Origin of the sequence: Marinibaculum pumilum (genome assembly GCF_042646425.1) — a bacterium.
GTDB classification, from domain to species: Bacteria; Pseudomonadota; Alphaproteobacteria; order Ferrovibrionales; family Ferrovibrionaceae; genus Marinibaculum; species Marinibaculum pumilum.
This window is the reverse complement of record NZ_JBHRTR010000015.1, coordinates 46,536-70,948: the sequence shown is the minus strand read 5'-3', so window position 1 is coordinate 70,948 and position 24,413 is coordinate 46,536. Positions and strand designations below refer to the sequence as shown.

Here is a 24,413-nt window from a genome sequence, read left to right as displayed (position 1 = left end):
AGCCGGCCGGGCCATGCCCGTCCGCATCATCGGCATGATCGGCGTCGCGCCGTCGCGCGACGACGCCGCCGTCCATGTCATCACCGGCGGCATCTCCGCCGCCTACCTGACGCAGTTCGCGCAGGCTCATGACGCGGCCGGCTTCGACCTGGTCCTGGTCGGCTATACCGCGCAGTCGGCGGAGGGCTTTGCCATCGCCGGACATGCCGCCGCGCATACCGAGCGGCTGGGCTTCCTGGTGGCCCACCGCCCCGGCTTCGTGGCGCCGACCCTGATGGCACGGAAGATCGCCACCTTCGACCATCTCTGGCAGGGCCGCCTCGCCGTCCACATCATCGCCGGCGTCTCCGACACCGAGCAGATGATGGACGGCGACCCGCTGCCCAAGCCGGAGCGCTATCGCCGTGCGGCCGAGTATCTCGACGTGATGCGGCGCACCTGGGCGGCGACGGAGCCGTTCGACTTCGACGGCGACTTCTACACCGTCCGCGGCGCGATCTCCGACGTGCGGCCCTGGACCCGTCCCCATCCGCTGCTGTTCTTCGGCGGTTCCTCGGCGGAGGCGCTCGACATGGGCGCCGCCTATTGCGACGTCTATGCCATGTTCGGCGAACCCCGCGCGGCGGTGGCGGACCGGGTCGCCGACATGCAGCGCCGCGCGGCAATGCATGGCCGCAGCCTGCAGTTCAACCTCTCCTTCCGGCCGATCCTGGGCGCCACCGAGGGCGAGGCCTGGGACCGCGCCCGCGCCATCCTGACCAAGGTCGAGGCGGCGGTCCGCGACGAGAAGCCAACCCTCTATACCGACGAGAGCGGCCGCCGCCTGCTGGCTGCGGCGGCAGCGGCGGAGATCCACGACGAACGGCTCTGGATGCCGATCGCGGCCGCCTATCACGGCCAGGGCAACACCACCTGCCTGGTCGGCACTGCGGAGCAGGTCGCCGACAGCCTGCTCGCCTATTACCGGCTCGGCGTCACCGGCTTCCTGCTGCGCGGCTTCGACCCGCTGGCCGATGCCGTCGAATTCGGCCGGGAGCTGATCCCGCGGCTGCGCGCCGGCGCCACCGCCATCGATGCCGCCAGCCAGGGCGCCGGCCGCATGCTGCCGGGCATGTAGCCGCCGCATGGCCGGCACCTCCCCCGACAGGCGCCTCAACGCCTGCCGCCCCGACCTCGCCGACGAACGGCTGCGCGATACCGTCGCCGCGGAGCGCTACGTCGCGGCGCAGCCGGCCCGGATCGCGACCGGCCTGGTGCCGGTGCGCCCGGCCCCCGACCCTGCGACGGCGGTCGACACCTACTTCACCGCCGGCGAGCCTGTCGGCGTGTTCGAGCGGCGGGACGGCTGGGCCTGGTGCCAGAGCGAAGACGACGGTTATGTCGGCTACATTCCGGTGGCCGCCCTGTCGCCGGACATGCCGGCCGGCGACACCGCCTGGATCGCCAATCCGCTCGCCTTCGTCTTTGCTGAACCGGACCTGAAGACGGCGATCCTGGACACCCTGCCGCGCCATGCGCGGGTGACCCTGACCGACGCCGCGCCGTTGGAGACCCGCCGCACCTTCTATCGACAACTGCAGGGCGGCGGCTTCGTGGCGCAGGCAGCCCTGTCGGCATCCCCGCCCACCAGCCCCGACCTGCTGGCCGCGGCGCGGCTCTATCTGGGCGCGCCCTATCTCTGGGCGGGCAAGAGCTTCGCGGGCATCGACTGCTCCGGTCTGGTGCAGCGTGCCTTCCAGGACCTTGGCCGGCCGGTGCCGCGCGACAGCGACATGCAGCAGGCCCATTTCGCGGATGCAGTGGCCGCGACAGGTGTCCGCGATCTTGTCCCTGGCGACCTGGTCTATGGCCGCGGCCATGTCGGCATCGTCACCGGGCCGGCCGTGATCCATGCCGAGGGCACCCGTCACATGCGGGTGATCGAGCAGCCGGTCGCGGATTTCTTCGCCGAGGTTTTCGGCGACGACTGGAGCCAGGTGGCGGTGCGGCGGCCCTGACGGCACCGCCGCACCGGAAACCTGGTGCCCCCGATCAGGCCGCCTTCACGCCCTGCAGGAAGCCCTCGACATCGCTGCGCAGCCGGTTGGTGGTCCCGCCAAGCGCCGAAACCGCCGCGCCGACATCGGTCGCCGCCCTGCTGGCGGCATCCGAATTGGCGTCCAGGCCGGTCACCGCTTCGGTGACCTGCTGGGTGCCTGTCGCGGCCTCCTGCACGTTGCGCGCGATCTCGTTGGTGGCCGCGCTTTGCTCTTCCACCGCTGCGGCGATCGAGCCGGCGATGCCGTTGAGGGACTGGACCACATCGGCGATCTTCTCGATATCGCCGACCGCGCCGCTGGTGGCGCTCTGGATCTCCGCGATCTGCCGGCCGATATCCTCGGTCGCGCGGCCGGTCTGGGTCGCCAGGTTCTTCACCTCCGAGGCGACCACGGCGAAGCCCTTGCCCGCCTCGCCGGCCCGCGCCGCCTCGATCGTGGCATTCAGGGCCAGCAGGTTGGTCTGCGCGGCGATGTCGGAGATCAACTCCACCACCTCGCCGATCCGCTCGCCGACCGCGGCCAGCTGGCGGACGGTCTGCTGCGTGCTCTCCGCCTGCGCCACGGCGCGCTGCGACATGCCGGCGGAATCCTGCACCTGGCGCGCAATCTCCTGGATCGAGCTCGACAGCTCCTCCGCCGCCGAGGCCACGGTCTGCACGTTCGCCGCCGCCTGGGTGGAACTGGCGGAGACCGAGGCGGACTGGTCGCGCGCCCGGTCGGCAATCTCGGTCATCGATCCGGCGGCGGCATCCAGGCTGCCCGAGGCGCCGCCCATCGCCTCCAGCGAGGCGGCCACCGCCGCCTCGAAGCCCTGTGTCAGCTCGTCCAGCCGGCGGCCGCGCTCGACGGCGGCCTGCTGCGCGGCGGCCTGCTCCGCCTGCAGCCGGTCGTTCTCGATCAGCCCGTCCTTGAACACCTGCACGGCCTGCGCCATCTCGCCGATCTCGTCGCGGCGCGCGGTCTCCGGCACCGGTTCGTCCATGTGCCGGTCGGCCAGGCGCAGCATCGCCAGGCGCAGCCGTCCGATCGGCGCCAGGACACGCCGCAGCATGGCCCATGCCGCCACACTGAGCAGCAGCAGGGTAAACGCGATCGCGATGCCGAACAGCCATCCGTAGGTGGTGACCGCACCCTCTGCGACAGCGACCCGGCCCGCAGTCCGGCGGTCCAGCAGGACGAAGAACTCGTCGATCGGCTTCATGATCCGCGCCTTGTAGGTGAAGTAGTCGTCGCTGAACATCAGCGCACGCGCCTTCGCCAGGTCCGGCTCGCCCTTGACGCTGTACTTGCCGGACGCATCGCGGAACAGGCCGTTGACCGCGTTCATCGCCTCCTCCTCCAGCGCGACAAGGCCGTCGGAGTTCTTCTGGGCCGTCTCCAGCTTGCCGAACTCCTCCTGCGTGAAGCCTGCCTGCCGCATGAGCGCGTTCAGCGACACGGCCCCCTCCGCCGGCCGCGGCGGACGGCCGTCGGCAGCCACGAAGTCCCAGTAGATGCGGTTGTAGCCCTGGGGGCGCGGCTTCTCGCCGTTGCGGATCGCCAGCACGTCCCAGTACATGTCCGCGAAGCGCTGGTCGCCGGTGGAGACGAAGCTGCGGGCCAGGCCGGTCAGGTCGTCGGAGCTCTGCCGCAGCTCGTCCGCCAGGAGGTAGGAGACATAGCGCTGCTCATAGGCGGCCTGCTGTTCCTCCTGGGCCCCCTGGTAGAGGAGCCAGAAGGCGACCAGCGCGACGGCGCAGGCCAGCAAGAGGCCGAGGATGAAGTAGGTGCCCCCTCGGAGGGTGTGGAGAGCCACGGTCATTGCCGGAACGTCCTTGTATCACAGTTGCTTTGCGCAAGAGCCCGCAGGCCGGCCCCGGTCTATGCGACAGGTTTTAACGAGCGATGAAGAGCGCAGATGGCCGCGGCTGGACGTGCAGTTGCCCGTTGGAGCCGGTGGTGGTACCCCTGTCTGCATGCGCAGCACAGATGCAGGTCAGGCCCTGATCATTCCCGCCATCCCCCGGATGGTGGGCTGACGCGCGTCTGCAGCGCTCGATCGACAGCCCGCCCGGGAGGCGGGCTTTTTCATGCCCGGTCTCCGGCACCAGAGAAGGAGACCGAAGATGGCCGAACATGCGCTGAAGGCCGTGATCGAGGCGGCCGACCGCGCCATCGGCGCGGAGGATTTCGATGCGGTGATGGCGTTCTATGCCGACGATGCCGTGCTGATCGTCCGGCCGGGCCTGGAAGCGCGCGGCCTGGCGCAGATCCGCACCGCGCATGAGCGGATCGCCGCTCATTTCGGCCACCGCCTGACTGTCCGCCAGGGCCGCATGACGGTTCTGGAGGCCGGCAATACCGCGCTGGTCCTGATGGAAAGCCTGATCGATTCCGTCGCTGCCGGCGGCGCCCCGCAGACCGAGACCCGGCGTGCGACCTATGTCTTCCGGCGGTCCGCGGACGGACGCTGGCTCTGCATCATCGACAATTCCTACGGCACGGACCTGATTGAGGTGGCCTGATCGAACCAGCGTGAGAGTGCGGACCGGCCGCCGCCTATTCCCCCGTGTAGCGCGGCGGCCGCTTCTCCAGGAAACTCTCCACCCCTTCGCGGTAATCGTCGCTCATGGTGGCGAGCGCGAACTGGTCGGCGTCCATCTGGCTGGTGGCATGCACCAGGGCGCTGGCATAGGCCTCCACCCCGCGCTTGATCATGCGCACCGGGATCGGCGGCTTGGCTGCGGCCACGGCGGCCACCTCCAGCGCCTTCTGCAGGGCGCCGCCGGCCGGCGCCAGGTACTGCACCAGGCCCCAGTCGGCGCCGGTCTGCGCGTCCACCGGCTCCGCCAGGATGCAGATCCGCTTCGCCCGCGCCGGGCCGACCAGGTTGGTGATCCGCGGCACCGACTGCCAGCTCATGTTCATGCCGCGGTCGATCTCCGGCACCAGGAAGCGCGCGCCCTGGCCGGCGACGATCAGGTCGCAGGCCACCGCCAGCGCGGTACCGCCGCCGATGCAATGTCCCTCCACCGCCACGATGGTCAGCGGCTCCAGCGCCGCCCAGGCGCGGCACAGCTTCTGGCCGACCTTGGCCGCCGACAGGCGCTGGCCCGCGCCGGCGGTCGCCAATTGCGCCCGCAGCGGATCCTTCAGGTCGAACCCGACGGAAAAGACGGATGACGTGCCGGAGAGGACGATGGCGGAGAGGTGCTCGTTCTCCGCCAGGTCCAGAGCGACCTCCGTCAGCCGCCGCATCACCGCATAGGACATCGGGTTGCGCCCGTCGCCGCGGTCCAGGGTGACGATGGCGATGCGGTCGCGGATCTCGACCCGGACCGCGCCATCATCCTCCCGAAGTGTCGGCGCCCCGTCAGCCATCGAGGCTGCGGATCATCTTGATGATGCCGGAGAAGTCGACGGCGCCCTGCCCCTCGCCCTCCGCATACTGGGTGTAGAGGTCCTCCGCATGGCGGCCGAGCGGCGTCGCCGCGCCGGCGGCCGCGGCGGCCTCGTGCGCCAGGCGCAGGTCCTTCAGCATCATCGCGGCAGTGAAGCCGGGCTTGTAGTCGCGGTTGGCGGGCGAGGTCGGCACCGGCCCCGGCACCGGGCAGTAGCTGGTCATCGACCAGCACTGGCCGGAGGCCTTGGAGGAGATGTCGAACAGCTTCTGATGGTCCAGGCCGAGCTTCTCCGCCAGGGCGAAGGCCTCGGACACAGCGATCATCGAGATGCCGAGGATCATGTTGTTGCAGATCTTCGCCGCCTGCCCGGCCCCGGCATCGCCGGCATGGACGATGGTCTTGCCCATCGCCTGCAGCACCGGCTCGGCGCGCGCGAAGGCCTCCGCCGGGCCGCCGACCATGAAGGTCAGGCTGCCGCCGGCGGCCGCCGCGACACCGCCGGAGACCGGCGCGTCGACCATGGCCAGGCCGGCCTTCGCCGCCGCCGCGCTGACGGCGCGGGCGCTGTCGACATCGATGGTGGAGCTGTCGATCAGCAGGGTCCCGGCGCCGGCGCTGGCCAGCACGCCGCCCGCATCCTCGTAGACGCTGCGCACATGCTTGCCCGCCGGCAGCATGGAGACGACGATCTCAGCGCCCGACACCGCCTCGGCGATGCTGCCGGCCGCGCGGCCGCCGGCTTCCGTCACCGGCTCCAGCAGGGCCGGCGAAAGGTCGAAAGCCGTCACCTCGTGGCCCGCCTTCACCAGGTTCACGGCCATGGGGCCACCCATATTGCCGGTGCCGATAAAGCCGATCTTGGACATCTGCGTTTCTTCCCCTCTTCCTTGTGTCGCCTATCCCGCGCCGTGCCTCAGCCGGCAGATCCCAGCGGCAGCTCGTCGCCCGGCCGGGCGGCGAAATAGGCGTCGACCGCCTCCTTCGACACCTCTTCCACGCTGGCCGGCTTCCAGGCGGGCTTCTGGTCCTTGTCGATGATCACCGCGCGGACGCCTTCGTAGAAGTCGTGGTTGCGCATCACCTCGTTCACCATGCGCCATTCCATGCGCATGCAGGCGTCGAAATCCAGCTTCGCGCCCTGCCGCATCTGCCGGAAGGTGACCTTCAGCGAGGTCGGCGACTTCGTCCGCAGGGTCTTCGCCACCTCCTTCGCCCACTCGTCGGACTCCCCCTCCAGCGAGTCCAGGATCGCCTCGACACTGTCATGCGCGAAATGGCGGTCGATGCGGGCCCGGTAGGCCGGCAGCTCCGCTTCCCCCGGGAAGGCGCCGAAGCCGCGCAGGACGTCCGCCACCTCCGCCTTGCTGCGCGGGCCGGCGGCGCGCAGGGCGGCCAGCACCTCCGGCAGGCGCTCCTGCGGCACATAGATCGTGCCGATGCCGGCCGCCAGGGTATCGGCCGCCTTCAGCCGGTTGCCGGTTAACGCCAGGTACATGCCCAGCTCGCCCTCCAGCCGCGGCATGAAGAAGCTGCCGCCCACATCGGGAAACAGGCCGATGCCGGTTTCCGGCATGGCGAAAAGGGTCTTCTGGGTGATCACCCGATGGCCGCCATGCACCGACCAGCCCACGCCGCCGCCCATCACGATGCCGTCCATCAGGGCGATGTAGGGCTTCGGAAAGTGGTGGATGGCGGAATTGCCCAGATATTCCTCGCCGTAGAAGTCGCGCGGATAGCTGCCGCCGGCGCGGCCCTCGTCATGCAGGCGGCGGATATCGCCGCCGGCGCAGAAGGCGCGGTCGCCGGCGCCCTCGACCACGACGCAGCCGATCGCCGGATCCTCCGCCCAGGCGGCCAGCTGCCGGCGGAACGCCACGCACATGTCGTAGGTCAGCGCGTTCAGCGCCTGCGGCCGGTTCATCAGGACATGGCCGACACCGCCCTCGGCGGAAAAGAGGATCTCTTCGCTGCTCTCACTCATACCTGTTCCCGTTGAATAAGCTCGGCGCGCCGTCAGGCGAGCTGCCAGCCGCCCAGGATGCGCCGGGCGATGATCAGGCGCATGATCTCGTTGGTGCCCTCCAGGATCTGGTGCACCCTTGTGTCGCGCACGAAGCGCTCGATCGGATAGTCCATCAGATAGCCATAGCCGCCATGCAGCTGCAGCGCGTCGTTGCAGATGCGGAAGCCGGCATCGGTGGCGAACCGCTTCGCCATCGCGCAATGCACGGTAGCCTCCGGGTCCTTCGCATCCAGCCGGGCGGCCGCGGCATGGATCATCAGCCGCGCCGCCTCCAACTCCGTCGCCATGTCGGCCAGCTTGAACTGGTTGGCCTGGAAGTCCGCGATCGCCTGGCCGAACTGCTTCCGGTCCATGGCATAGTCGCGGGCGGCTTCCAGGCAGGCGCGGGCGGCGCCCAGGGAGCAGGCACCGATGTTGATGCGGCCGCCATCCAGCCCGGCCATGGCGATGCGGAAGCCCTCGCCCTCCGCGCCGATGCGGTTGGCCACCGGCACCCGGCAATCGTCGAACTGCACCATGGCAGTGGGCTGGCTGTTCCAACCCATCTTCCGCTCCTGCGCACCGAAGCCCAGGCCCTTCGTCCCGGCCTCCACCGCGATGCAGGTGATGCCCTTCGGCCCGTCGTCGCCGGTGCGCACCATGCAGACATAGACATCCGCACGGCCACCGCCGGAGATGAAGGCCTTGGTGCCGTTCAGCACGTAATCGTCGCCGTCCCGCACCGCGCGGGTGCGCAGGGCGGCGGCGTCGGAACCGGAGCCGGGTTCCGTCAGGCAATAGCTGGCGAAACGGGTCATGCTGCAGAGGTCCGGCAGGAACGCCTGCCGCACCTCATCGCCGCCGAAGCGGTCGATCATCCAGGCCGCCATGTTGTGGATCGAGATATAGGCGGCGGTGGAGGTGCAGCCGGCGGCCAGTTCCTCGAAGATCACCGCGGCGTCGCGGCGGCGCAGGCCGGAGCCGCCGACATCGTCGCGCACATAGATCCCCGCCAGTCCCAGTTCGGCAGCGGCGCGCAGCTCGTCCACCGGGAAATGCTTCTCCGCGTCCCAGCGCGCCGCTTCCGGCGCCAGCCGTTCCGCGGCGAAGGCGCGCGCCATGTCCTGGAAGGCGCGCTGCTCCTCGCTCAGCGCGAAGGGATTCTCCATCGGGCTTGTGTCCAGCACGGACGCCTCTCCCCAAACTGCCCCGATCCTTATGCCGGGGTCGGAAACAATGAACCGGCCTGTTAACCTTTTGTCGACCAGACCCGGCCCATGATGATGCCGCGACTATGGCCGCCGCGCCGTATCGCGACAAGACAGGGGCTGGCGTCCGCGGCTCTTCCCGGGAACAAGCCCCTGGGGGGCGCCCGCGTGCGGGAATTGTCGGGGGGCGCAGCGACCGGTACCTTTGCCGCCGCTACCCGACGCCCGCCCCCGACGTCTGCCCTGACGTCTGTCCTTGGGAGATGGAGGCCATGAACCGCCCCGACCCGGATCGCAGCGCCTTTCTGCAGGAAATGCAGCAGACGCCTGCCCATGCCAGTGCGCCTGCCTACCCGCAGACGCGCATGCGTCGCAACCGGCGAACCGGCTGGAGTCGGCGTCTGGTGGCAGAAAACGTCCTGACCCCGGCCGACCTGATCTGGCCGGTCTTCGTGCATGACGGCCCGCGGCCGGAGCCGGTCGCATCGATGCCCGGTGTGGAGCGCCTGCCGATCACCGAAGTGGCGAAGCGCGCGAAGCAGGCCGCGGTGCTGGGCATCCCGGTGATCGCCCTGTTCCCCGCCACCCCGACCGCCCTGAAGAATCCGCAGGGCAGCGAGGCGCTGAACGACCAGAACCTGGTCTGCCAGGCGGTGCGCGCGGTCCGCGCGGAGGTGCCGGAGATCGGCATACTCTGCGACGTCGCGCTGGATCCCTATACCGACCACGGCCATGACGGCCTGGTGCAGGACGGCGAGGTGCTGAACGATGCCTCGGTCGAGGTGCTGGTGCAGCAGGCCCTGGTGCAGGCGCAGGCGGGCTGCGACATCATCGCGCCGTCGGACATGATGGACGGCCGCATCGGCGCCATCCGCCGCGGCCTGGACGCGGCCGGCCTGCAGCATGTGCAGATCATGGCCTATGCCGCGAAATACGCCTCCGCCTTCTACGGGCCGTTCCGCGACGCCGTCGGCTCCACCGGCAACCTGGCCAATGCCAGCAAGTCGACCTACCAGATGGACCCGGCGAACGGCGACGAGGCGCTGCGCGAAGTCGCGCTGGACCTGGCGGAAGGCGCCGACATGGTGATGGTGAAGCCGGGCATGCCCTATCTCGACATCTGCCGCCGGGTGAAGGACGCCTTCCACGTGCCGACCTTCGCCTACCAGGTGTCGGGCGAGTACGCGATGCTGCAGGCGGCCGCACAGGCCGGCTGGCTGGCGCGCGAGCGGGTGATGATGGAATCCCTGCTGGGCTTCAAGCGCGCTGGCTGCGACGGCATCCTGACCTATTTCGCACTTGAGGCCGCGGGCCGGCTGGCAGGACAGAATCCGTGACCACCCGGCATCGGATTTCCGCCATTCCGACCAATGACTTGCGGCACATCGTTAGAGCATCTTCTTGAGAATCGTGTGCTAAACTCCGGCTCGTGGCCGGATTCGCCGGCATGGTCCCGCGCCATCCCGGCCGCGCGCAGCGAGTGCCGGAAGCGGCCGCGCCTGCCGCGGGACTGTATCGGTTGGGGTTTGGGAACAGGCCTGCGGGGGTCTGAAGCAGTGGGTGTCCTGCAGCAATGAAACTGATTATCGGCGTGATCATGGTGATCGGCTGCACGATCGGCGGCTATGTCGCGATGGGCGGCAAGGTCGGCGTGCTATGGCAGCCGTTCGAGGTGGTCATCATCGTCGGCTCCGCCATCGGTGCCATGATCATCGCGCAGCCCGGTTCGGTGCTGAAAAAGATCGGCAAGGGCTTCGGCGCGGCCATGAAGGGGTCGCGCTACAAGCAGGCCGACTATGTCGAACTGCTCTGCCTGCTGTTCAGCGTCTTCAAGCTGGCCAAGTCGAAGGGCATGCTGGCGCTGGAGACCCACATCGAAAACCCGGAGGAAAGCGCCCTCTTCCAGCAGTTCCCGGGCTTTCAGAAGGACCATCATGCGGTGGTCTTCCTGTGCGACTACCTGCGCATGCTCACCCTGGGCACGGAGAACCCGCACGAACTGGAAACCCTGATCGACGAGGAACTGGAGACCCACCACGCCGAATATGCGCGGGTTTCCGGCGCCATGCAGACGATGTCCGACGGCATGCCGGCGCTGGGCATCGTCGCCGCCGTGCTCGGCATCATCAAGACCATGGGCGCGATCACCGAGCCGCCGGAAGTGCTGGGCCACCTGATCGGCGGCGCACTGGTCGGCACCTTCCTCGGGGTCTGGCTGTCCTACGGCTTCATCGGGCCGGTTGCGAGCGCCATGCAGGCCACATTCGACGACGAGCATCGCTACTACGTCGCGATCAAGGCCGGACTGCTTGCGCATCTGCAGGGCTATGCACCGGCAGTGTCTGTGGAGTTCGCGCGCAAGGCCCTGAACAGCAATGTGCGGCCGACCTTCCAGGAAGTCGAAGAGGCGACCGGCGAGTTGCAGCCGGTCTGACGGGCGGGGCCGACGGCCCCTGGTAACCACGCGTTCGAGGGATTGGGATGCAGGGCGACCCGATCATCGTCAAGAAGAAGAAGGTTGCCGGCCATGGCGGCCATCATGGCGGCGCCTGGAAGGTCGCCTATGCCGACTTCGTGACGGCGATGATGGCCTTCTTCCTGCTGCTCTGGCTGCTGAACGTCACCACCGACGAACAGCGGCTGGGCATCGCCGACTATTTCGCGCCGGCCAGCACCAGCCAGTCGACCTCCGGCTCCGGCGGCGTCCTGGGCGGCACCACCCTGGCGCCGGAAGGCGCCCGGATCTCCACCTCCACCGGCAGCCCCGCCGTCGTCTTGTCGATCCGCCCGCCGGAGCCGACAAAGGGCGGCAAGGAGGGCGAGGATCCGGATGCCCCGGACGACAAGATGCTCGGGGCCAAGGCGACCGAGGAGCAGATCCAGAAGGAGCTGGAGGAACGCGAGCAGCAGGCCTTCAAGCAGGCGGAGGAGCAGCTGCGCCAGGCGATCCAGGACAATCCCGACCTGGCCGACCTGTCGCGCCATCTGCTGATCGACAACACGCCGGAAGGGCTGCGGATCCAGCTTGTCGACCAGGCGCAGGAAAGCATGTTCGCCGCCGGCAGCGCCGCGCTCTCCCCCAAGGCGCAGGAGCTGATCGACCTTGTCGCGAAAGCGGTACGGGACCTGCCCAACGACCTGTCGATCTCCGGCCATACCGATGCCACGCCGTTCCGTGGCGGCAACGGCACCTACGGCAATTGGGAGCTGTCGTCGGACAGGGCCAACGCCACCCGCCGCGCCCTGATCGCGGACGGCATCCCCGCCGACCGGGTCGAGGAGGTGCGCGGCCGCGCCGACAAGGAACCGCTGATCGCCAACGATCCCGAAAACCCCTCCAACCGCCGGATCTCCATGGTCCTGCTGCGCGACAAGGACCTGCTCGCGGCCAGCAGCGCCGGATCGGCCGAACCGCCGCCGCGACCGAAAGGCGACGTGCTGCCGCCGCGGCTGCAGCGCGGGGGCCCCGGCGGCAGCGATGCGGTGAACGGTGGCGGCGGCAATGGGGGCGCCGGCAATGGCGGCCAGTCCGATACCGGCGGGACGCAGTTCCGCCTGCCGGGCCGCTGACCATGCGGCGTCTGCCATCTCTTCGCGGGCGGGTGCCTGCGGTCGCGGCTCTCTGGCTGGCGATGATGCTGGCGGCACCTGCCATGCAGCGGGCGGAGGCGCAGGGCCAGGACTGCACCTGCATCGGCCTGGGCAAGGTGACCTTGCGCGACAGCGGCGCCGGGCCGGGGACCGGGGACAGCCCGATCCGCTATCAGGTGCCGGCCGCACCCGAGCTTCCCGGCATCGACGCCCGGATCAGCATCTCCTGCCGGCCGGGCAGCGATGAGGCCACCGAATGCATGGCGGAGGTGCAGGCAGCGATTACCGGCGGCGGCGACAGTCGTTTGGGCGATGGCAGCGGGCGGTCGACCGCCCCCGCCCCGGCCTGCCTGGTGGCGGGAGAGGCCCTCGGCAAGGCCTGGGCCGCTGCCGTCGGAGAGGCCAGGCCGGGAAGCGCACCGGTCCCCTGCTCCTGAGGCGCGAAGGGGCGCAAGACGCTCTTTCTCCGTTACGCAAAGATGCGTTAAGCTTCCTGCCACAGGCTGGCAGTCTGGCGTCAGGCGGCCCACAAGACGGATGCGTCAGCAAGCTTTCCGGCCGCTCAGCCGGACGCGAGGGCCATTGTTCCCGGACCCGGTCCTAGTTCCCGGACCCGGAGCGCGATCAGCCGGGAACCCGGCGACGGGGACAGGACTTGGGAAGCCGGCGGCCGGCCGGACGGCCGCAGGGGACCGGATGGGAAGGCGCGGATCGGGACAGGACAGATGAAACATCGGACCCAAATTCCGCTCCGCCACTTCTTCGCGACGCCACCGACACCCTGCCCCTACATCGCGGGCCGGCTGGAACGCAAGGTGGTCACCCTGCTGACCGGCAGCAATCCCAACGCCCTGCACGAGGCCCTGTCGCTGGCCGGCTTCCGGCGCAGTCAGGACCTGGCCTATCGACCCGCCTGCGACAATTGCACCGCCTGCGTGCCGGTGCGGATCCCGGTCCGCGACCTGGCGATGAGCCGCAGCCAGCGCCGCATCGTGAACCGCCATCGCGACATCGTCGCGCGGTCCTGCGTGCCGGAGGCGACGCGCGAGCATTTCCTGCTGTTCCGCCGCTACATCGTCGGCCGCCATTCCGACGGGGGCATGGCGGACATGGATTTCTCCGACTACCGCGCGATGGTGGAGGAGACGCCGGTCGATACCGAACTGACGGAGTTCCGCGAGCCCGATGGCAGCCTCTATGCGGTCTGCCTGGTCGACCGGATGTCCGACGGTTTCTCCCTGGTCTATTCCTTCTTCGACCCGACGAGCGACCGGGCCAGTCCCGGCAACTTCGTCATCCTGTGGCACGTGATGGAGGCACTGCGCCTGGGCCTGCCCCATGTTTATCTGGGCTACTGGATCGCCGAGAGCCGCAAGATGGCCTACAAGCGCCGCTTCGCGCCGCTGGAGGCGCTAGGGGCCGAGGGCTGGTACCGCCTCGAGAGCGACGAGGCCCCGGCAGGCGATGATCCGACAGGCCTGCCAGACGCTGCGGAATAGGCCGATCCTCCGAGCACAACCGGGCCTCCGAGCCGGGCGATACCCCCAAGGTCGTCATTTCATGGCTTGACCATGAAATCCATTCCGCAGGGCCCGCGGCGCCTCACCGCTTGCGGAATGGATCCTCGCCTCAAGGGCGAGGATGACGGACAGGGAGCCACGCCCTGCACCTCCCTGCAATCGCCCGTCCCCGCCCTCGGCTCGGTGGCCGAGGGCAACGGCAGAGTGGGGGCCAGACCTCCCGTCAATACCCCACGAACTTCGGCTTGCGCTTCTCGGCGAAAGCGCGCACCGCCTCGCGATGGTCCTCGGTGTGGAAGGTCACCATCTCCATCGCGGTGGAGGCGTCCAGGATGGTGTTCAGCTGGTCCTTCAGCCACTTGTTGACCGAATACTTGGTGCCGCGGATCGCCCAGGTCGGGCCGTCGGCCAGTTCCTGCGCAATCTCCCGTGCCAGCTTCGGCACCTCGTCGGCCGGCACCGCATGGTTGACCAGGCCGATCCGCTCCGCCTCCCGCCCGTTCAGGCGGTTGCCGCGCATCAGGTATTCCTTCGCCCGGTTCGGGCCGACCAGCAGCGGCCAGATCACCGCGCCGCCATCGCCGGCGACCAGGCCGATCTTCACATGCGGGTCGGCGATGCGGGCGGTCTCCGACGCCACCGTGATGTCGGTGAACAAGGCCACCGTCGCGCCCAGGCCGATGCAGTCGCCGTGGATCGCGCAGACGATCGGCTTCTCGCATTCCAGCATGGCGTTCAGCATGTGGCGGCTCAGGCCGGGCCAGAGGATCTTGTCGTTCTCGCCGCGGACATCGCCCATCGGCCGCTCCGCCATTCCCTTCACGTCGCCGCCGACGCAGAAATACTTGCCCTTGGCGGCCAGCAGGATGGCGTTCACCTCGCCATCCTCCATCATGTCCTGCCAGACCTGGATCAGCTCGATATGGAACTGGTGGTTGATCGAGTTGCCCTGTTCCGGCCGGTTGAAGGTCACGGTGGCCAGCTTGTTCTCGACCACGATCTCCAGGCACTGGTAGTGCGAGTAATCCATCCCCTGCTCTTCCCTTCTCTACGGTATGTCGTGTCTTGCGCCGGTCAGAGGCCGGCGACGATGCCAGCGTCGCGCAGCGCCGCGATCTCGTCCTCGGCATAGCCGAGGATTTCCCGCAGCACATGGCCGCCGTCGGCGCCCAGTGCGGGCACCTGCGGCGACAGCCCGACAGTGCCGTCGGCAAATCGGAACGGCGGCTGCGGCGCCAGGAAGCTGCCGCCGGCATCCCGCGCCTCGACGAACAGGCCGCGCGCCGCCACCTGCGGGTCGCGCATCGCCTCCGCCACGCTCTGGTAGCGGGCGCAGGGAATGCCGGCCGCCATCAGACGCGTCTCGCAGTCCGCCGCGGCATGGGCAAGGGTCCACGCTTCCACGCCCGCCATGAAGGCATGCCAGTTGTCGCGCCGGCCGGCGACGTCGCGGAAGCGCGGGTCGGTCTTCCATTCCGGATGGTCCAGCGCATCGGCCAGTTGCTCGAAATTCTTCTGGCTGACGATGGCGACGATGACGAAGCCGTCGCGGGTGCGCAGCGGGCCGTAGACCGGCCGCTTCACCGCCTGCGGAAACTGCGCCTCCTGGCATTCATAGGCCAGCATGCCCAGCATCGCGTCCATCAGCGCCAGGTCGACATTCTGTCCGCGCCCGGTCCGGCTGCGGGCCAGCAAGGCGGTCTGGATCGCGCCGAAGGCATAGGCGCCGGCCAGGAAGTCGGCGACGAAGGTGCCGCTGTTCGCCGGCCGGTCCTGGTCGGCCTGGTAGTGCAGGTTGGTCATGTCGAAGCCGCTGAGCGCATGGATCGCCATGGCATAGGCGGGTTCCTCCGCCCGCGGCCCGGCCTGGCCGAAGCCGGAGATCGAGCAGTAGACGAGGCCCGGCATCGCCGGCGCCAGGCTGGCATGGTCCAGCCCCAGCCGCTTCATCACGCCGGGGCGGGTATTTTCCACCAGCACGTCGCAGGTGGCGATCAGGTCGCGCGCCACGGCCAGGCCGCGCGGCGCCTTCAGGTCCACCGCCAGGCTGCGCTTGCCGCAGTTCAGATGGCCGAAATAGGCGCTGGTGCCATCGCGCAGCGGCGCGGTGTGGCGGATATGGTCGCCGCCCTTCGGCGCCTCCACCTTGATCACCTCCGCGCCGCAATCGGCCAGCAGGCGGGTGCAGTGCGGGCCGGCCAGCATCGCGGTGAAGTCGGCCACCCGGATGCCGGCCAGCGGCTTCTCGGTCTCCGCCTGCGACGCGGCGCTCACCGCGGCAGCCCCAGGCCGCGGGTGGCGATCAGGGTGCGCTGGATCTCGTTGGTGCCGATGGAAATCACCCACATCAGGGAATGCCTCAGCTTCTGCTCGATGCGGCCCCGCAGCATGGCGCCGGGGCAATCCTCCGATAGGGTGGCCGCGCGGCCGGCGATGTCCAGCGCGGTCTCGCCGAAACGCTCCATCAGCTCGCCGGCCTGCACCTTCACCATGGCCGCATAATGCGGCGGCGTGACCTGGGCATCCGTCAGTTCGACGCAGCGCAGGCTCAGCAGGCGGCAGGCCTCGATCTGCGCGGCCAGGTCGCCGATCCGGTCGCGGACCCAGGGATCGCCGGCCAGCGCAGCCCCATCCTCCGCCCGCAGCCAGGCGCAGAAGATGTCGAAGTCATGCGCCACCTTGGCGATGATGCCGGCGCTGACGATGCTGCGCTCCGACGACAGCGCGCCGGTCAGCACCCTCCAGCCGCCATTCACCTCTCCCACCCGGGCGCTGTCCGGCACCCGGACATCGTCGTAGAAGATATTGGCGAAGGTGCCGTCGTACATCGTCTTCATCGGCTTGACGGTGATGCCGGGACTGTCCATCGGCACCAGGAACATGGTGATGCCGGCATGGCGCGGCTCCGCATCGGGGTCGGTGCGGGTCGCCAGCAGCATGAAGTCGCCCCAATAGGTGGTGGTCCAGATCTTCTGGCCGTTGATCACCCAATCATCGCCGTCGCGTTCCGCCCGGGTGCGCAGGGAGGCCAGGTCGGAGCCCGCCTCCGGCTCGCTATAGCCCATGCCGTAGACCGCTTCGCCGCGGGCGATGGCCGGCAGCAGTTCGGCCTGCTGTTCCGGCGTGCCGGAGACCATCAGCATCGCCGCCTGCACCGCCGCCCCGGTGCGCGGTGCCTCCACCCGCTCCATCTCCTCGACGAAGGCCAGCTGTTCCAGCGGGCTGCGTGCCTGCCCGCCGAACGCCTTCGGCCAGCCCAGTGCGATCCAGCCGGTGCGGCCCAGGTCGCGAGCGAAACCGGGATCGTATTCGCGCTCGTGGAACGGGCGCGCATCGAATGCCGCCTTGCGGGCGCCAACCCAATGGTCCTGCAGCCAGGCACGCACCTCCTGCCGGAAGGCATTGCCGTCCGCGCCCAGATCGTGTTCCGGCAGCCCGGCGGCATCCGGCGCCAGGTAGCGCGCCGCCAGTTCCTCGCGCGCCCGGCGCAGGCCGCCATGGGCCACCAGGTCCAGATGGGCGAACTTGGTCAGGCTGGGCAGGGCATGGGCCTCGGCATAGCCGACCGCGCCCATGGCATGGTGGTTCTCCAGCGCCGCCTTGCGCAGGCGGTCGGCGGCAAAGGCGAAGGAAGCGGCGCCGAAGCTGCGCCAGGCCGCATCGCCGCGATCGTGGCAGGCGGCGGCATTCGCCAGCGACAGGCGCGCCGCCTCCAGGATCATCAGATTGTCGGCCAGCTTGTGCTGCACCGCCTGGAAGCTGCCGATCGGTCTGCCGAACTGGCGGCGCTCCTTCGCCCAGTCGACCGCCATGCCGAAGCCGGCATCCACGGCACCCAGGGCGCGGGCGGCGAGGCAGAGCCGGTGCACCTCCTGCAGTTCGGCCAGGCGGCCCGGCGGCAGCGCCAGACGCTGCACCGGCACCTGCTGCAGCCGCAGATGCGCCTGTCCGCCGACCCCCATCGCGCGGGCCGGCAGCCGCTCGACCCCCGGGGCGGCGGCATCCGCCAGCAGCAGCGCATCGCCCTGCCCGTCCGCGAACAGCAGATGCGTCGCGCATTCGCCCGCCTCGACATGTCGCAGCTCGCCGGTCGCGGTACCCTCCGCAACCGCCAGCCGGCCGCGATCGCGATCCAGATCCTGCGGACCGAAGGCCAGAGCCGGCAGAGCCCGCCCGCTCTGCATCGCGTCCAGGAAGGCGGAGAAAGCCGCGCCGCTCTCCTGCCCCCCGGCGGCCGCGAGATTGGCGACGACCGCGGCAGGCAGCGGCGCACGACAGGCGGCGCGGCCCAGTTCCTCCATCGCGACCAGGATCTCCGCAAGTCCGCCCTCGGCCCGGTCGCGGCCCAACCCAGCCAGGCCCTGGCCGCACAGGCCGCGCCAGATTTCCGCAATTGCGGCGGGATCGCCGACCCTGTCGGCATTTTCCGGCCGGACCCAGGCCCGCGCCAGGAAGCCGCGCAGGGCCTCGCGCAGCATCGCGCGCTCATCTGCGCCCGGCGCGGCGTCGTCCGTCGCGTCGCGGTTTCCGGCAGCAGCCTCTGCCTGCATCGCTTCCTCCCGGCCTTGCGGATCCGTGCGATCTAATGCCTTAATGGTCTGACCTTTTAGCAAAGGCGATGTGCCGTCACAAGCACCGCACGGCAACATGGTCCTGGGCAGCGCGGTTCGCGAATGGCATCTTCGGCAGGCCGCCGGCCGGCGGACCGATTCACGCGATGGAGCCGATGCAGCAGGAAGTCCGCTTCGATCCGGTCCAGACCCACCGCACCTTCGAGATGGTGTGCCAGCAGATCCGCGCGAAGCTGGCCAGCGGCGAGCTGCGTCCCGGCGACAAGCTGCCGGCGGAGCGGCTGCTGGCCAGCCAGCTGAATGTCAGCCGCAGCGCGATCCGGGAGGCGCTGCGCAGCCTGGAAGTCGCCGGCGTGGTCCACATGGTGAAGGGCATCAAGGGCGGCGCCTTCATCCGGGAGGGAACGCCCGACCGGATGTCGGAGGTGATCCAGGACCTGATCCATCTGGGCGCGATCTCGCTGTCGGACCTGACGGAGGCGCGGATCGCGCTGTACGAGGGCATGCTGCCGATGGTCTGCGAGCGGGCGACCGATGCGGACCTGGCCGCGCTGGCCGCGAACGTCGCGACCCTGGAAGCGGCGATCCGCGCCGGCGAGACCGCGCAGCGGCCCCACCTCGCCTACGGCTTCTATCACCTGCTGGGCGAATGCAGCCACAACACGGCGATTATCTACCTGAACGATTCCCTGGCCCGCATCCTGCTGGAATACACGCTGCTGCTTTCGCCGCAGCAGAGGGTGCCCGCCAGCGACCTGCTCGCCTCCCGCCGGCGCTTCCTGAAGCATCTGCAGGCCCGGAACGCCCAGAAGGCGATGGAGGAACTGCGCCGGCACCTGCGCCGCACCCACCGCGCACTGTGGGAGGGCAGATAGCCGGCTGCGCCGGCGCAGCCGGTCGCGATGTCACCTGGTCAGGGCCCGGGCGATGGTCAGGCGCTGGATCTGGTTGGTGCCCTCGTAGATCTGCAGCAGCTTAGCGTCGCGCATGTGGCGTTCCACCGGATGGTCGCGCAGATAGCCGTGGCCACCCAGCACCTGGACGGCATCGGTGGTCACCTTCATCGCCATGTCGGAGCAGAAGGTCTTGGCGATCGAGGCCATCATCGGCAGCCGCTCCATGTCGCCGCTGTCGGCGATCTGCGTCACCTTGTAGGTCAGCGCCCGCCCCGCCTGGATCTGGATCTCCATCTCCGCCAGCATCAGCTGCACCGCCTGGAAGGAGGCGATCGGCTGGCCGAACTGCACCCGCTCCTTGGCATAGGCCAGGGCGGCGTCGAGCGCGCCCTGCGCCAGCCCCACGGAGGCGGCGGCGACGGTCGGCCGGTTCAGGTTCAGGATCCCCATCGCGTGGCGGAAGCCGCGGCCCTCCTCGCCCACCAGGTTCTCTGCCGGCACGCGCAGGTCGTCGAAGAACAGCTCCACGCTGTGCACGCCGTTATAGCCCATCTTCTTCGGCGCCCGGCCGACGCTGAAGCCCTTCGAGGCGGTCGGCACCAGGATCGAGGAGATCCCGTCATGCCCCTTTCCCTCCGAAGTGCGGGCGAAGACCATGACATAGGTCGCCAGGTCGCCGCCGGTGATGAACACCTTCTGGCCGTTGATCACGTAGTCGTCGCCGTCGCGCCGCGCCGTGGTGCGGATGCCGGACACGTCGGAGCCGGTATGGGGCTCGGTGATCGCCACCGCGGTCATCGTGCGGCCCTTCGCGATCTCCGGCAGGTAGCGCTGGCGCTGCGCCTCGGTCCCGTAGTGCAGCAGCGGCAGCACACAGCCGATCGAGGTGCCGCCGACCAGGCCGGACAGGGCCAGGGAATGCTTCGCGACCTCTTCCTTGGCGACGCAGGACATGGTGATCGTGCCGCCCGGACCGCCATAGGATTCCGGCACCAGGATTTGCAGCAATCCCATATCGCCGAAGATGTCGAGGATTTCGCGCGGGAACTCGTCCTCCTCGTCGATCCGGGCGGCGATCGGCGCCACTTCGCGCGCCACCATCCGCCGCACGGACTCGCGGAACAGCTGCATCTCCTCGCTATCGACATCGGACATCGGACCGGCCCTCTCCAAATGGTCTGACCTTTTTACGGTCATGACTCTGGGCAGTCAATTCGGCCCGCCGGCCCGGCCATGGGAAGTCGCCCCCGCCCTGCCGCCGCGGCCCTTGCGATGGTGTGCATCGACCGAAATCTCCTGTAGATTTCGCCCAAGGCCACCGCTTCGGCGGGCGGCCGGCCGCCGCTGGGGGACAGGCGTCAAAACAACCGTCCGCCGCGGTCAGGCAGATCACAGGGAAAGACCAGCGAATACCTATGGGAGGTTTCCAATGAAACGGCGTAACTTTCTGACCGGCTCGGCCGCCGCCGGCGCCGCAGCGGCTGCCGCCGCCGCCTTTCCGGCACCGGCGATCAGCCAGGGCGTCATGGAATGGCGCATGGTCACGAGCTGGCCGAAGGGCCTGCCGGGGCTCGGCACCGGTGCGCAGCGCTGCGCCGAAAGCATCGAGAAGCTGACCGAGGGCAAGATCAAGGTGAAGGTCTATGCCGGCGGCGAACTGGTGCCGGCACTGGGCTGCTTCGACGCGGTGTCCGACGGCACGGCCGAACTGGGCCATGACGCATCCTACTACCATCTGGGCAAGAGCCCGGGCTGCGCCTTCTTCTGCACGGTGCCGTTCGGCATGCTGCCGCACGAGATGAATGCCTGGATGTACTGGGGTGACGGCCAGGCCCTGTGGGACGAGCTCTATGCCGGCTTCAACCTGAAGGCGATGCCGGCCGGCAATACCGGCACCCAGATGGCCGGCTGGTTCCGCAAGCCGATCAAGTCGGTGGCGGACCTGAAGGGCCTGAAGATGCGCATCCCCGGCCAGGGCGGCATCGTGATGGGCAAGCTCGGCGTCACCAACGTGCTGCTGCCCGGCGGCGAGATCTTCACCAACCTGCAGTCCGGCAATATCGACGCCACCGAATGGGTCGGCCCCTACAACGACCTCTCCATGGGCTTCTACCAGGTCGCCAAGTACTACTACTGGCCGGGCTTCCATGAGCCGGGCCCGACCCTGGAGCTGATGATCAACAAGGAGAAGTGGGACGGGCTGACGCCGTTCCTGCAGGCCGCCATCCAGGCCGCCGCCGCGCAGGAAAACGTCAACATGCTGGCGGAGTTCGACGCCCGTTCCGGCCCGGCCCTGCAGGAGCTGATCCAGAAGCACGAAGTGAAGCTGGAGCGGATGCCGCGCGACGTGCTGGAGGCCCAGGGCGCCGCGGCCGGCGAACTGATGGAAGAGATGCTGGCCAGCTCCGACCCGATGGTGTCGAAGATCACCAGCTCGTTCCTGAAGGCCCGCTGGGAGCTGGCGCAGTGGACGCGCATATCCTCCCAGGGCTTCGCGAACGCACGGCTCCTGCCGTTCAAGTTCCCGCGGGGCTGACCGGCACCGTCCGCGCCCCGGCACGGACGGAGCCGATCCGCCATCACGGCGGATGGAATGGCGGCCGCAGGCATCAAGCCTGCGGCCGCTTTCTGTTCGGGGTCGTCCGCCCGGAGGCCCATAGCGAACGGGATCAGGTCACCGCGCCGCGCAGATCCACCGCATCCTTGGGCCGGCAGCGCATTCGCCCCCAGCGGCCGGCGGCAACGCATGCCGGCCCGCGGGCGCGGTCCTACTGTCCTACTGCTGCTGCCCGTCTCCGCCGCCATCACTGTCGGCCGGCGGATCGTTGAACATGTTGGTCGGATCGTCGAAGGCGCTGCCGCCGCCGCCGCTCTCGCCGTCAGCTTCGCCGGCCGGGGCATCGTTGAACATGTTCGTCGGATCGTCGAAGGCATTGCCGCCATCGGGCTCGCCGAACATGCCGCCGCCCCCCTCGTCGCCCAGCTCGAACACGCTGTTATTGTCGATCGGCAGTTCGAACGGTTCGTCGGACCGCTCGTACTGGCCCGCGCCATCGCCGGTGCCGCTGGTATCGCGGTCGGCCAGGTAGGTCCGCGGCACGCCGTTGTTGTAGATCTGGTCGGGCAGCCAGGTCGCCAGGCCCGGCAGGAACCAGAGGATCACCATGCCAACGATCTGCAGGCCCACGAACGGCACCGCGCCGCGATAGATCTGGATCGTCGAGACTGTCTTCGATGCCACGCCGCGCAGGTAGAACAGCGCGAAACCGAAGGGCGGCGTCAGGAACGACGTCTGCAGGTTCATACCGATCATGACGCCGAGCCAGATCGGATTGACCCCCAGCACGATCAGCGCCGCCGCCGTGATCGGCACGACGACGAAAATGATCTCGAACGTGTCCAGGAAGAAGCCGAGGACGAACATCACCGCCATCACGGCGATCACCGCGCCGATCATGCCGCCCGGCAAGTCGGCCAGCACCTCCGCCACCAGATGCTCGCCGCCCAGGCCGCGGAACACCAGGCTGAAGACCGAGGCACCGGCCAGGATGATGAACACCATGGAGGTGATGGTCATCGTGCTGCGCATCACATCCAGCAGGATGCGCAGGGTGAACTGCCGGCGCAGCGCCGCCAGGATCATGGCGCCGATGGCGCCGACACTGGCGCTTTCCGTCGCCGAGGCGGTGCCCGACAGGATCGAGCCGAGCACCAGCACGATCAGGATCAGCGGCGGCAGCAGCGCCACCAGCACCCGCCAGGCCAGATGCCGCTGGTCGTCCTTCGGCGCGTCCACCGGCGGGCAGCTGGAAGGCTCGGTGATCGCCTTGTAGACCACCCACAGGATATAGAGCCCGACCAGCACCAGGCCGGGGAAGACCGCGCCGGCGAACAGGTCGCCGATGGAGACCGGCTCCGGCGTCAGGTCGCCGACCGAATTGTGGGCCGCCTGGTTGGAGGCCTGCAGCATGTCGCCCATGAAGATCAGCACGGTCGACGGCGGGATGATCTGGCCCAGGGTGCCGGAGGCGCAGATCACGCCGGCGGCCAGCTTCGGGTCGTAGCCGGCACGCATCATCGCCGGCAGCGAGAGCAGGCCCATTGTGACGACCGTGGCGCCGACGATGCCGGTGGAGGCGGCCAGCAGGGTGCCCACCAGGATCACCGAGATGCCGAGCCCGCCACGCAGCGGGCCGAACAGCTCGCCCATGGTGGTCAGCAGCGATTCCGCGATCCGCGACCGCTCCAGCATCATGCCCATGAAGATGAACAGCGGCACCGCGACCAGCACCTCGTTGATCATGATGCCGAAGACGCGGTTGGGCAGGGCGTGGAAATAGCTGAAGTCGAAGACGCCGAGGCCGCTGCCGATGGCGGCGAAGATGATCGCCGTACCGGCCAGGGTGAAGGCGACGGGGAAGCCGACGAGCACCATGCCGATGGTGCCCAGGAACATCAGGACGGCGAGAGTCTCGCCAAGGACCACGGGATCCATGAACGCCTCCGCCGCCTAGTGGGTCATCGCCGTCGGCGCGTAGCTGGTCAGCCCGCGCAGCACCAGGACGGACCGTGCCAGCAGCGCCAGCGCCTGGATCGCCAGGAGCAGGACGTAGAGCACGAGGACGGATTTGATGATGAAGAAGCCCGGCAGGCCATCCGGCTGCAGCGAATGCTCCAGGATCGACCAGGACGACAGGGTGAACGGCAGGCTGGAAGCCCCCATCACCACCAGGTAGGGGGTCATCAGGACGAAGCTGCCGAAGATGTCGACCCAGGCCCGGCGCCGGTCGCTGAGCCGGGCATAGATCAGGTCGACCCGCACATGGCCGCCGGCTTTCAGGGTATAGCCGGCGCCCAGCATGAAGACCGCGGCGTGGAACCAGACATAGATGTCCTGCATCCAGACCCAGCCGGTGCTGAAGCCGTAGCGCAGCGCGACCACCACGAAGCAGACCACCACCGTGCCCAGGGTCAGCCAGCTCACCGCACGGCCGATCCCTTCGTTGATGGCATCGACGACCCGGATCAGGCCCTCTGCGAAGCCGGTGAAGGCGGCGAACAGGACGGCCAGCACCGCGACCGCCAGCAGGACCAGCGGCACAAGCCATTGATAGATCGTGTCGAACATCGGAAACGCACCAGATGGATCGCCGCGGCGGGACGGATGGCGCGCCGCCGGGCACGCCGCCGCCGCGGGATCAGG

At 69.1% G+C, this 24,413-nt stretch carries 21 protein-coding genes; 10 read left to right on the top strand and 11 right to left on the bottom strand.

The genetic code is table 11. The annotated features are described in order from the left end of the window. Positions 1–1,117 (top strand): LLM class flavin-dependent oxidoreductase (locus ACFOGJ_RS05200; protein ID WP_379898663.1); only part of this gene is annotated, 1,117 nt, incomplete at its 5' end. Between the two features lie 7 nt (positions 1,118–1,124). Further along, on the top strand, positions 1,125–1,997 hold the full coding sequence (locus ACFOGJ_RS05195; RefSeq protein ID WP_379898662.1) for a C40 family peptidase: 873 nt from the start codon (positions 1,125–1,127) through the stop codon (positions 1,995–1,997). A gap of 34 nt (positions 1,998–2,031) precedes the next feature. Here ACFOGJ_RS05195 and ACFOGJ_RS05190 read toward each other — a convergent pair whose 3' ends face one another. Next, positions 2,032–3,840: a methyl-accepting chemotaxis protein gene (locus ACFOGJ_RS05190; protein WP_379898660.1), complete on the bottom strand. Its 1,809-nt coding sequence runs from the start codon at positions 3,838–3,840 to the stop codon at positions 2,032–2,034. Positions 3,841–4,144: 304 nt separating this feature from the next. Between ACFOGJ_RS05190 and ACFOGJ_RS05185 the strand changes: the two genes are divergently transcribed. Continuing rightward, entirely contained in the window at positions 4,145–4,543 is a 399-nt protein-coding gene (locus ACFOGJ_RS05185; RefSeq protein WP_379898659.1) for a YybH family protein, read from the top strand. A 34-nt stretch (positions 4,544–4,577) separates the two neighbouring features. On the opposite strand, the gene ACFOGJ_RS05180 is transcribed toward ACFOGJ_RS05185, so the two are convergent. From ACFOGJ_RS05180 to ACFOGJ_RS05165, 4 genes are read right to left on the bottom strand one after another with little or no spacing between them, the layout of a single operon-like run. Continuing rightward, the gene (locus tag ACFOGJ_RS05180; RefSeq protein ID WP_379898658.1) at positions 4,578–5,399 is read right to left on the bottom strand and encodes an enoyl-CoA hydratase/isomerase family protein; all 822 of its coding nucleotides are present in this window, start codon (positions 5,397–5,399) and stop codon (positions 4,578–4,580) included. Further along, positions 5,392–6,288, bottom strand: coding sequence for a 3-hydroxyisobutyrate dehydrogenase (gene mmsB, locus ACFOGJ_RS05175; RefSeq protein ID WP_379898656.1), 897 nt, complete (start codon positions 6,286–6,288; stop codon positions 5,392–5,394). Before mmsB ends, ACFOGJ_RS05180 begins: the two co-directional genes overlap by 8 nt. A gap of 47 nt (positions 6,289–6,335) precedes the next feature. Beyond that, a complete protein-coding gene (locus tag ACFOGJ_RS05170; protein ID WP_379898653.1) occupies positions 6,336–7,403 on the bottom strand; it encodes an enoyl-CoA hydratase/isomerase family protein in 1,068 nt (355 codons plus the stop codon). A gap of 32 nt (positions 7,404–7,435) precedes the next feature. After that, the gene (locus ACFOGJ_RS05165) at positions 7,436–8,593 is read right to left on the bottom strand and encodes an acyl-CoA dehydrogenase family protein (protein WP_379898913.1); all 1,158 of its coding nucleotides are present in this window, start codon (positions 8,591–8,593) and stop codon (positions 7,436–7,438) included. Positions 8,594–8,946: 353 nt separating this feature from the next. On the opposite strand from ACFOGJ_RS05165, the gene hemB reads away from it, so the two are divergent. The 5 genes from hemB (at position 8,947) to ACFOGJ_RS05140 (ending at position 13,722) form a co-directional block, all read left to right on the top strand. Next, a complete protein-coding gene (hemB, locus tag ACFOGJ_RS05160) occupies positions 8,947–9,969 on the top strand; it encodes a porphobilinogen synthase (protein ID WP_379898912.1) in 1,023 nt (340 codons plus the stop codon). A gap of 236 nt (positions 9,970–10,205) precedes the next feature. Further along, positions 10,206–11,066, top strand: coding sequence for a flagellar motor stator protein MotA (motA, locus tag ACFOGJ_RS05155; protein WP_379898652.1), 861 nt, complete (start codon positions 10,206–10,208; stop codon positions 11,064–11,066). A gap of 47 nt (positions 11,067–11,113) precedes the next feature. After that, positions 11,114–12,202, top strand: a complete 1,089-nt coding sequence (gene motB / locus ACFOGJ_RS05150) for a flagellar motor protein MotB (RefSeq protein ID WP_379898651.1) — start codon at positions 11,114–11,116, stop codon at positions 12,200–12,202. Between the two features lie 2 nt (positions 12,203–12,204). After that, a complete protein-coding gene (locus ACFOGJ_RS05145) occupies positions 12,205–12,660 on the top strand; it encodes a hypothetical protein (RefSeq protein ID WP_379898650.1) in 456 nt (151 codons plus the stop codon). A gap of 288 nt (positions 12,661–12,948) precedes the next feature. Beyond that, positions 12,949–13,722, top strand: a complete 774-nt coding sequence (locus tag ACFOGJ_RS05140; RefSeq protein WP_379898649.1) for an arginyltransferase — start codon at positions 12,949–12,951, stop codon at positions 13,720–13,722. A 244-nt stretch (positions 13,723–13,966) separates the two neighbouring features. Here ACFOGJ_RS05140 and ACFOGJ_RS05135 read toward each other — a convergent pair whose 3' ends face one another. The 3 genes from ACFOGJ_RS05135 to ACFOGJ_RS05125 are packed head-to-tail and all read right to left on the bottom strand — an operon-like array spanning position 13,967 to position 18,293. Continuing rightward, a complete protein-coding gene (locus tag ACFOGJ_RS05135) occupies positions 13,967–14,773 on the bottom strand; it encodes an enoyl-CoA hydratase/isomerase family protein (protein ID WP_379898647.1) in 807 nt (268 codons plus the stop codon). A 44-nt stretch (positions 14,774–14,817) separates the two neighbouring features. Next, a complete protein-coding gene (locus ACFOGJ_RS05130; protein ID WP_379898645.1) occupies positions 14,818–16,017 on the bottom strand; it encodes a CaiB/BaiF CoA transferase family protein in 1,200 nt (399 codons plus the stop codon). Then, positions 16,014–18,293, bottom strand: coding sequence for an acyl-CoA dehydrogenase family protein (locus ACFOGJ_RS05125; protein ID WP_379898644.1), 2,280 nt, complete (start codon positions 18,291–18,293; stop codon positions 16,014–16,016). The genes ACFOGJ_RS05130 and ACFOGJ_RS05125 overlap by 4 nt, the downstream gene beginning before the upstream one ends. Before the next feature lie 176 nt (positions 18,294–18,469). On the opposite strand from ACFOGJ_RS05125, the gene ACFOGJ_RS05120 reads away from it, so the two are divergent. Beyond that, the gene (locus ACFOGJ_RS05120; RefSeq protein ID WP_379898643.1) at positions 18,470–19,189 is read left to right on the top strand and encodes a FadR/GntR family transcriptional regulator; all 720 of its coding nucleotides are present in this window, start codon (positions 18,470–18,472) and stop codon (positions 19,187–19,189) included. Positions 19,190–19,219: 30 nt separating this feature from the next. Here the strand turns inward: ACFOGJ_RS05120 and ACFOGJ_RS05115 are convergent, their stop codons facing one another. After that, complete coding sequence (locus ACFOGJ_RS05115) at positions 19,220–20,365, bottom strand: acyl-CoA dehydrogenase family protein (RefSeq protein WP_379898642.1); 1,146 nt, start codon at positions 20,363–20,365, stop codon at positions 19,220–19,222. 274 nt (positions 20,366–20,639) lie between these two features. On the opposite strand from ACFOGJ_RS05115, the gene ACFOGJ_RS05110 reads away from it, so the two are divergent. Continuing rightward, entirely contained in the window at positions 20,640–21,746 is a 1,107-nt protein-coding gene (locus tag ACFOGJ_RS05110; protein WP_379898641.1) for a TRAP transporter substrate-binding protein, read from the top strand. Between the two features lie 240 nt (positions 21,747–21,986). Here ACFOGJ_RS05110 and ACFOGJ_RS05105 read toward each other — a convergent pair whose 3' ends face one another. Both ACFOGJ_RS05105 and ACFOGJ_RS05100 read right to left on the bottom strand, forming a co-directional pair. Then, entirely contained in the window at positions 21,987–23,705 is a 1,719-nt protein-coding gene (locus ACFOGJ_RS05105) for a TRAP transporter large permease (protein ID WP_379898640.1), read from the bottom strand. Between the two features lie 15 nt (positions 23,706–23,720). Then, the gene (locus tag ACFOGJ_RS05100; RefSeq protein WP_379898639.1) at positions 23,721–24,338 is read right to left on the bottom strand and encodes a TRAP transporter small permease subunit; all 618 of its coding nucleotides are present in this window, start codon (positions 24,336–24,338) and stop codon (positions 23,721–23,723) included. Positions 24,339–24,413 lie beyond the last annotated feature (75 nt).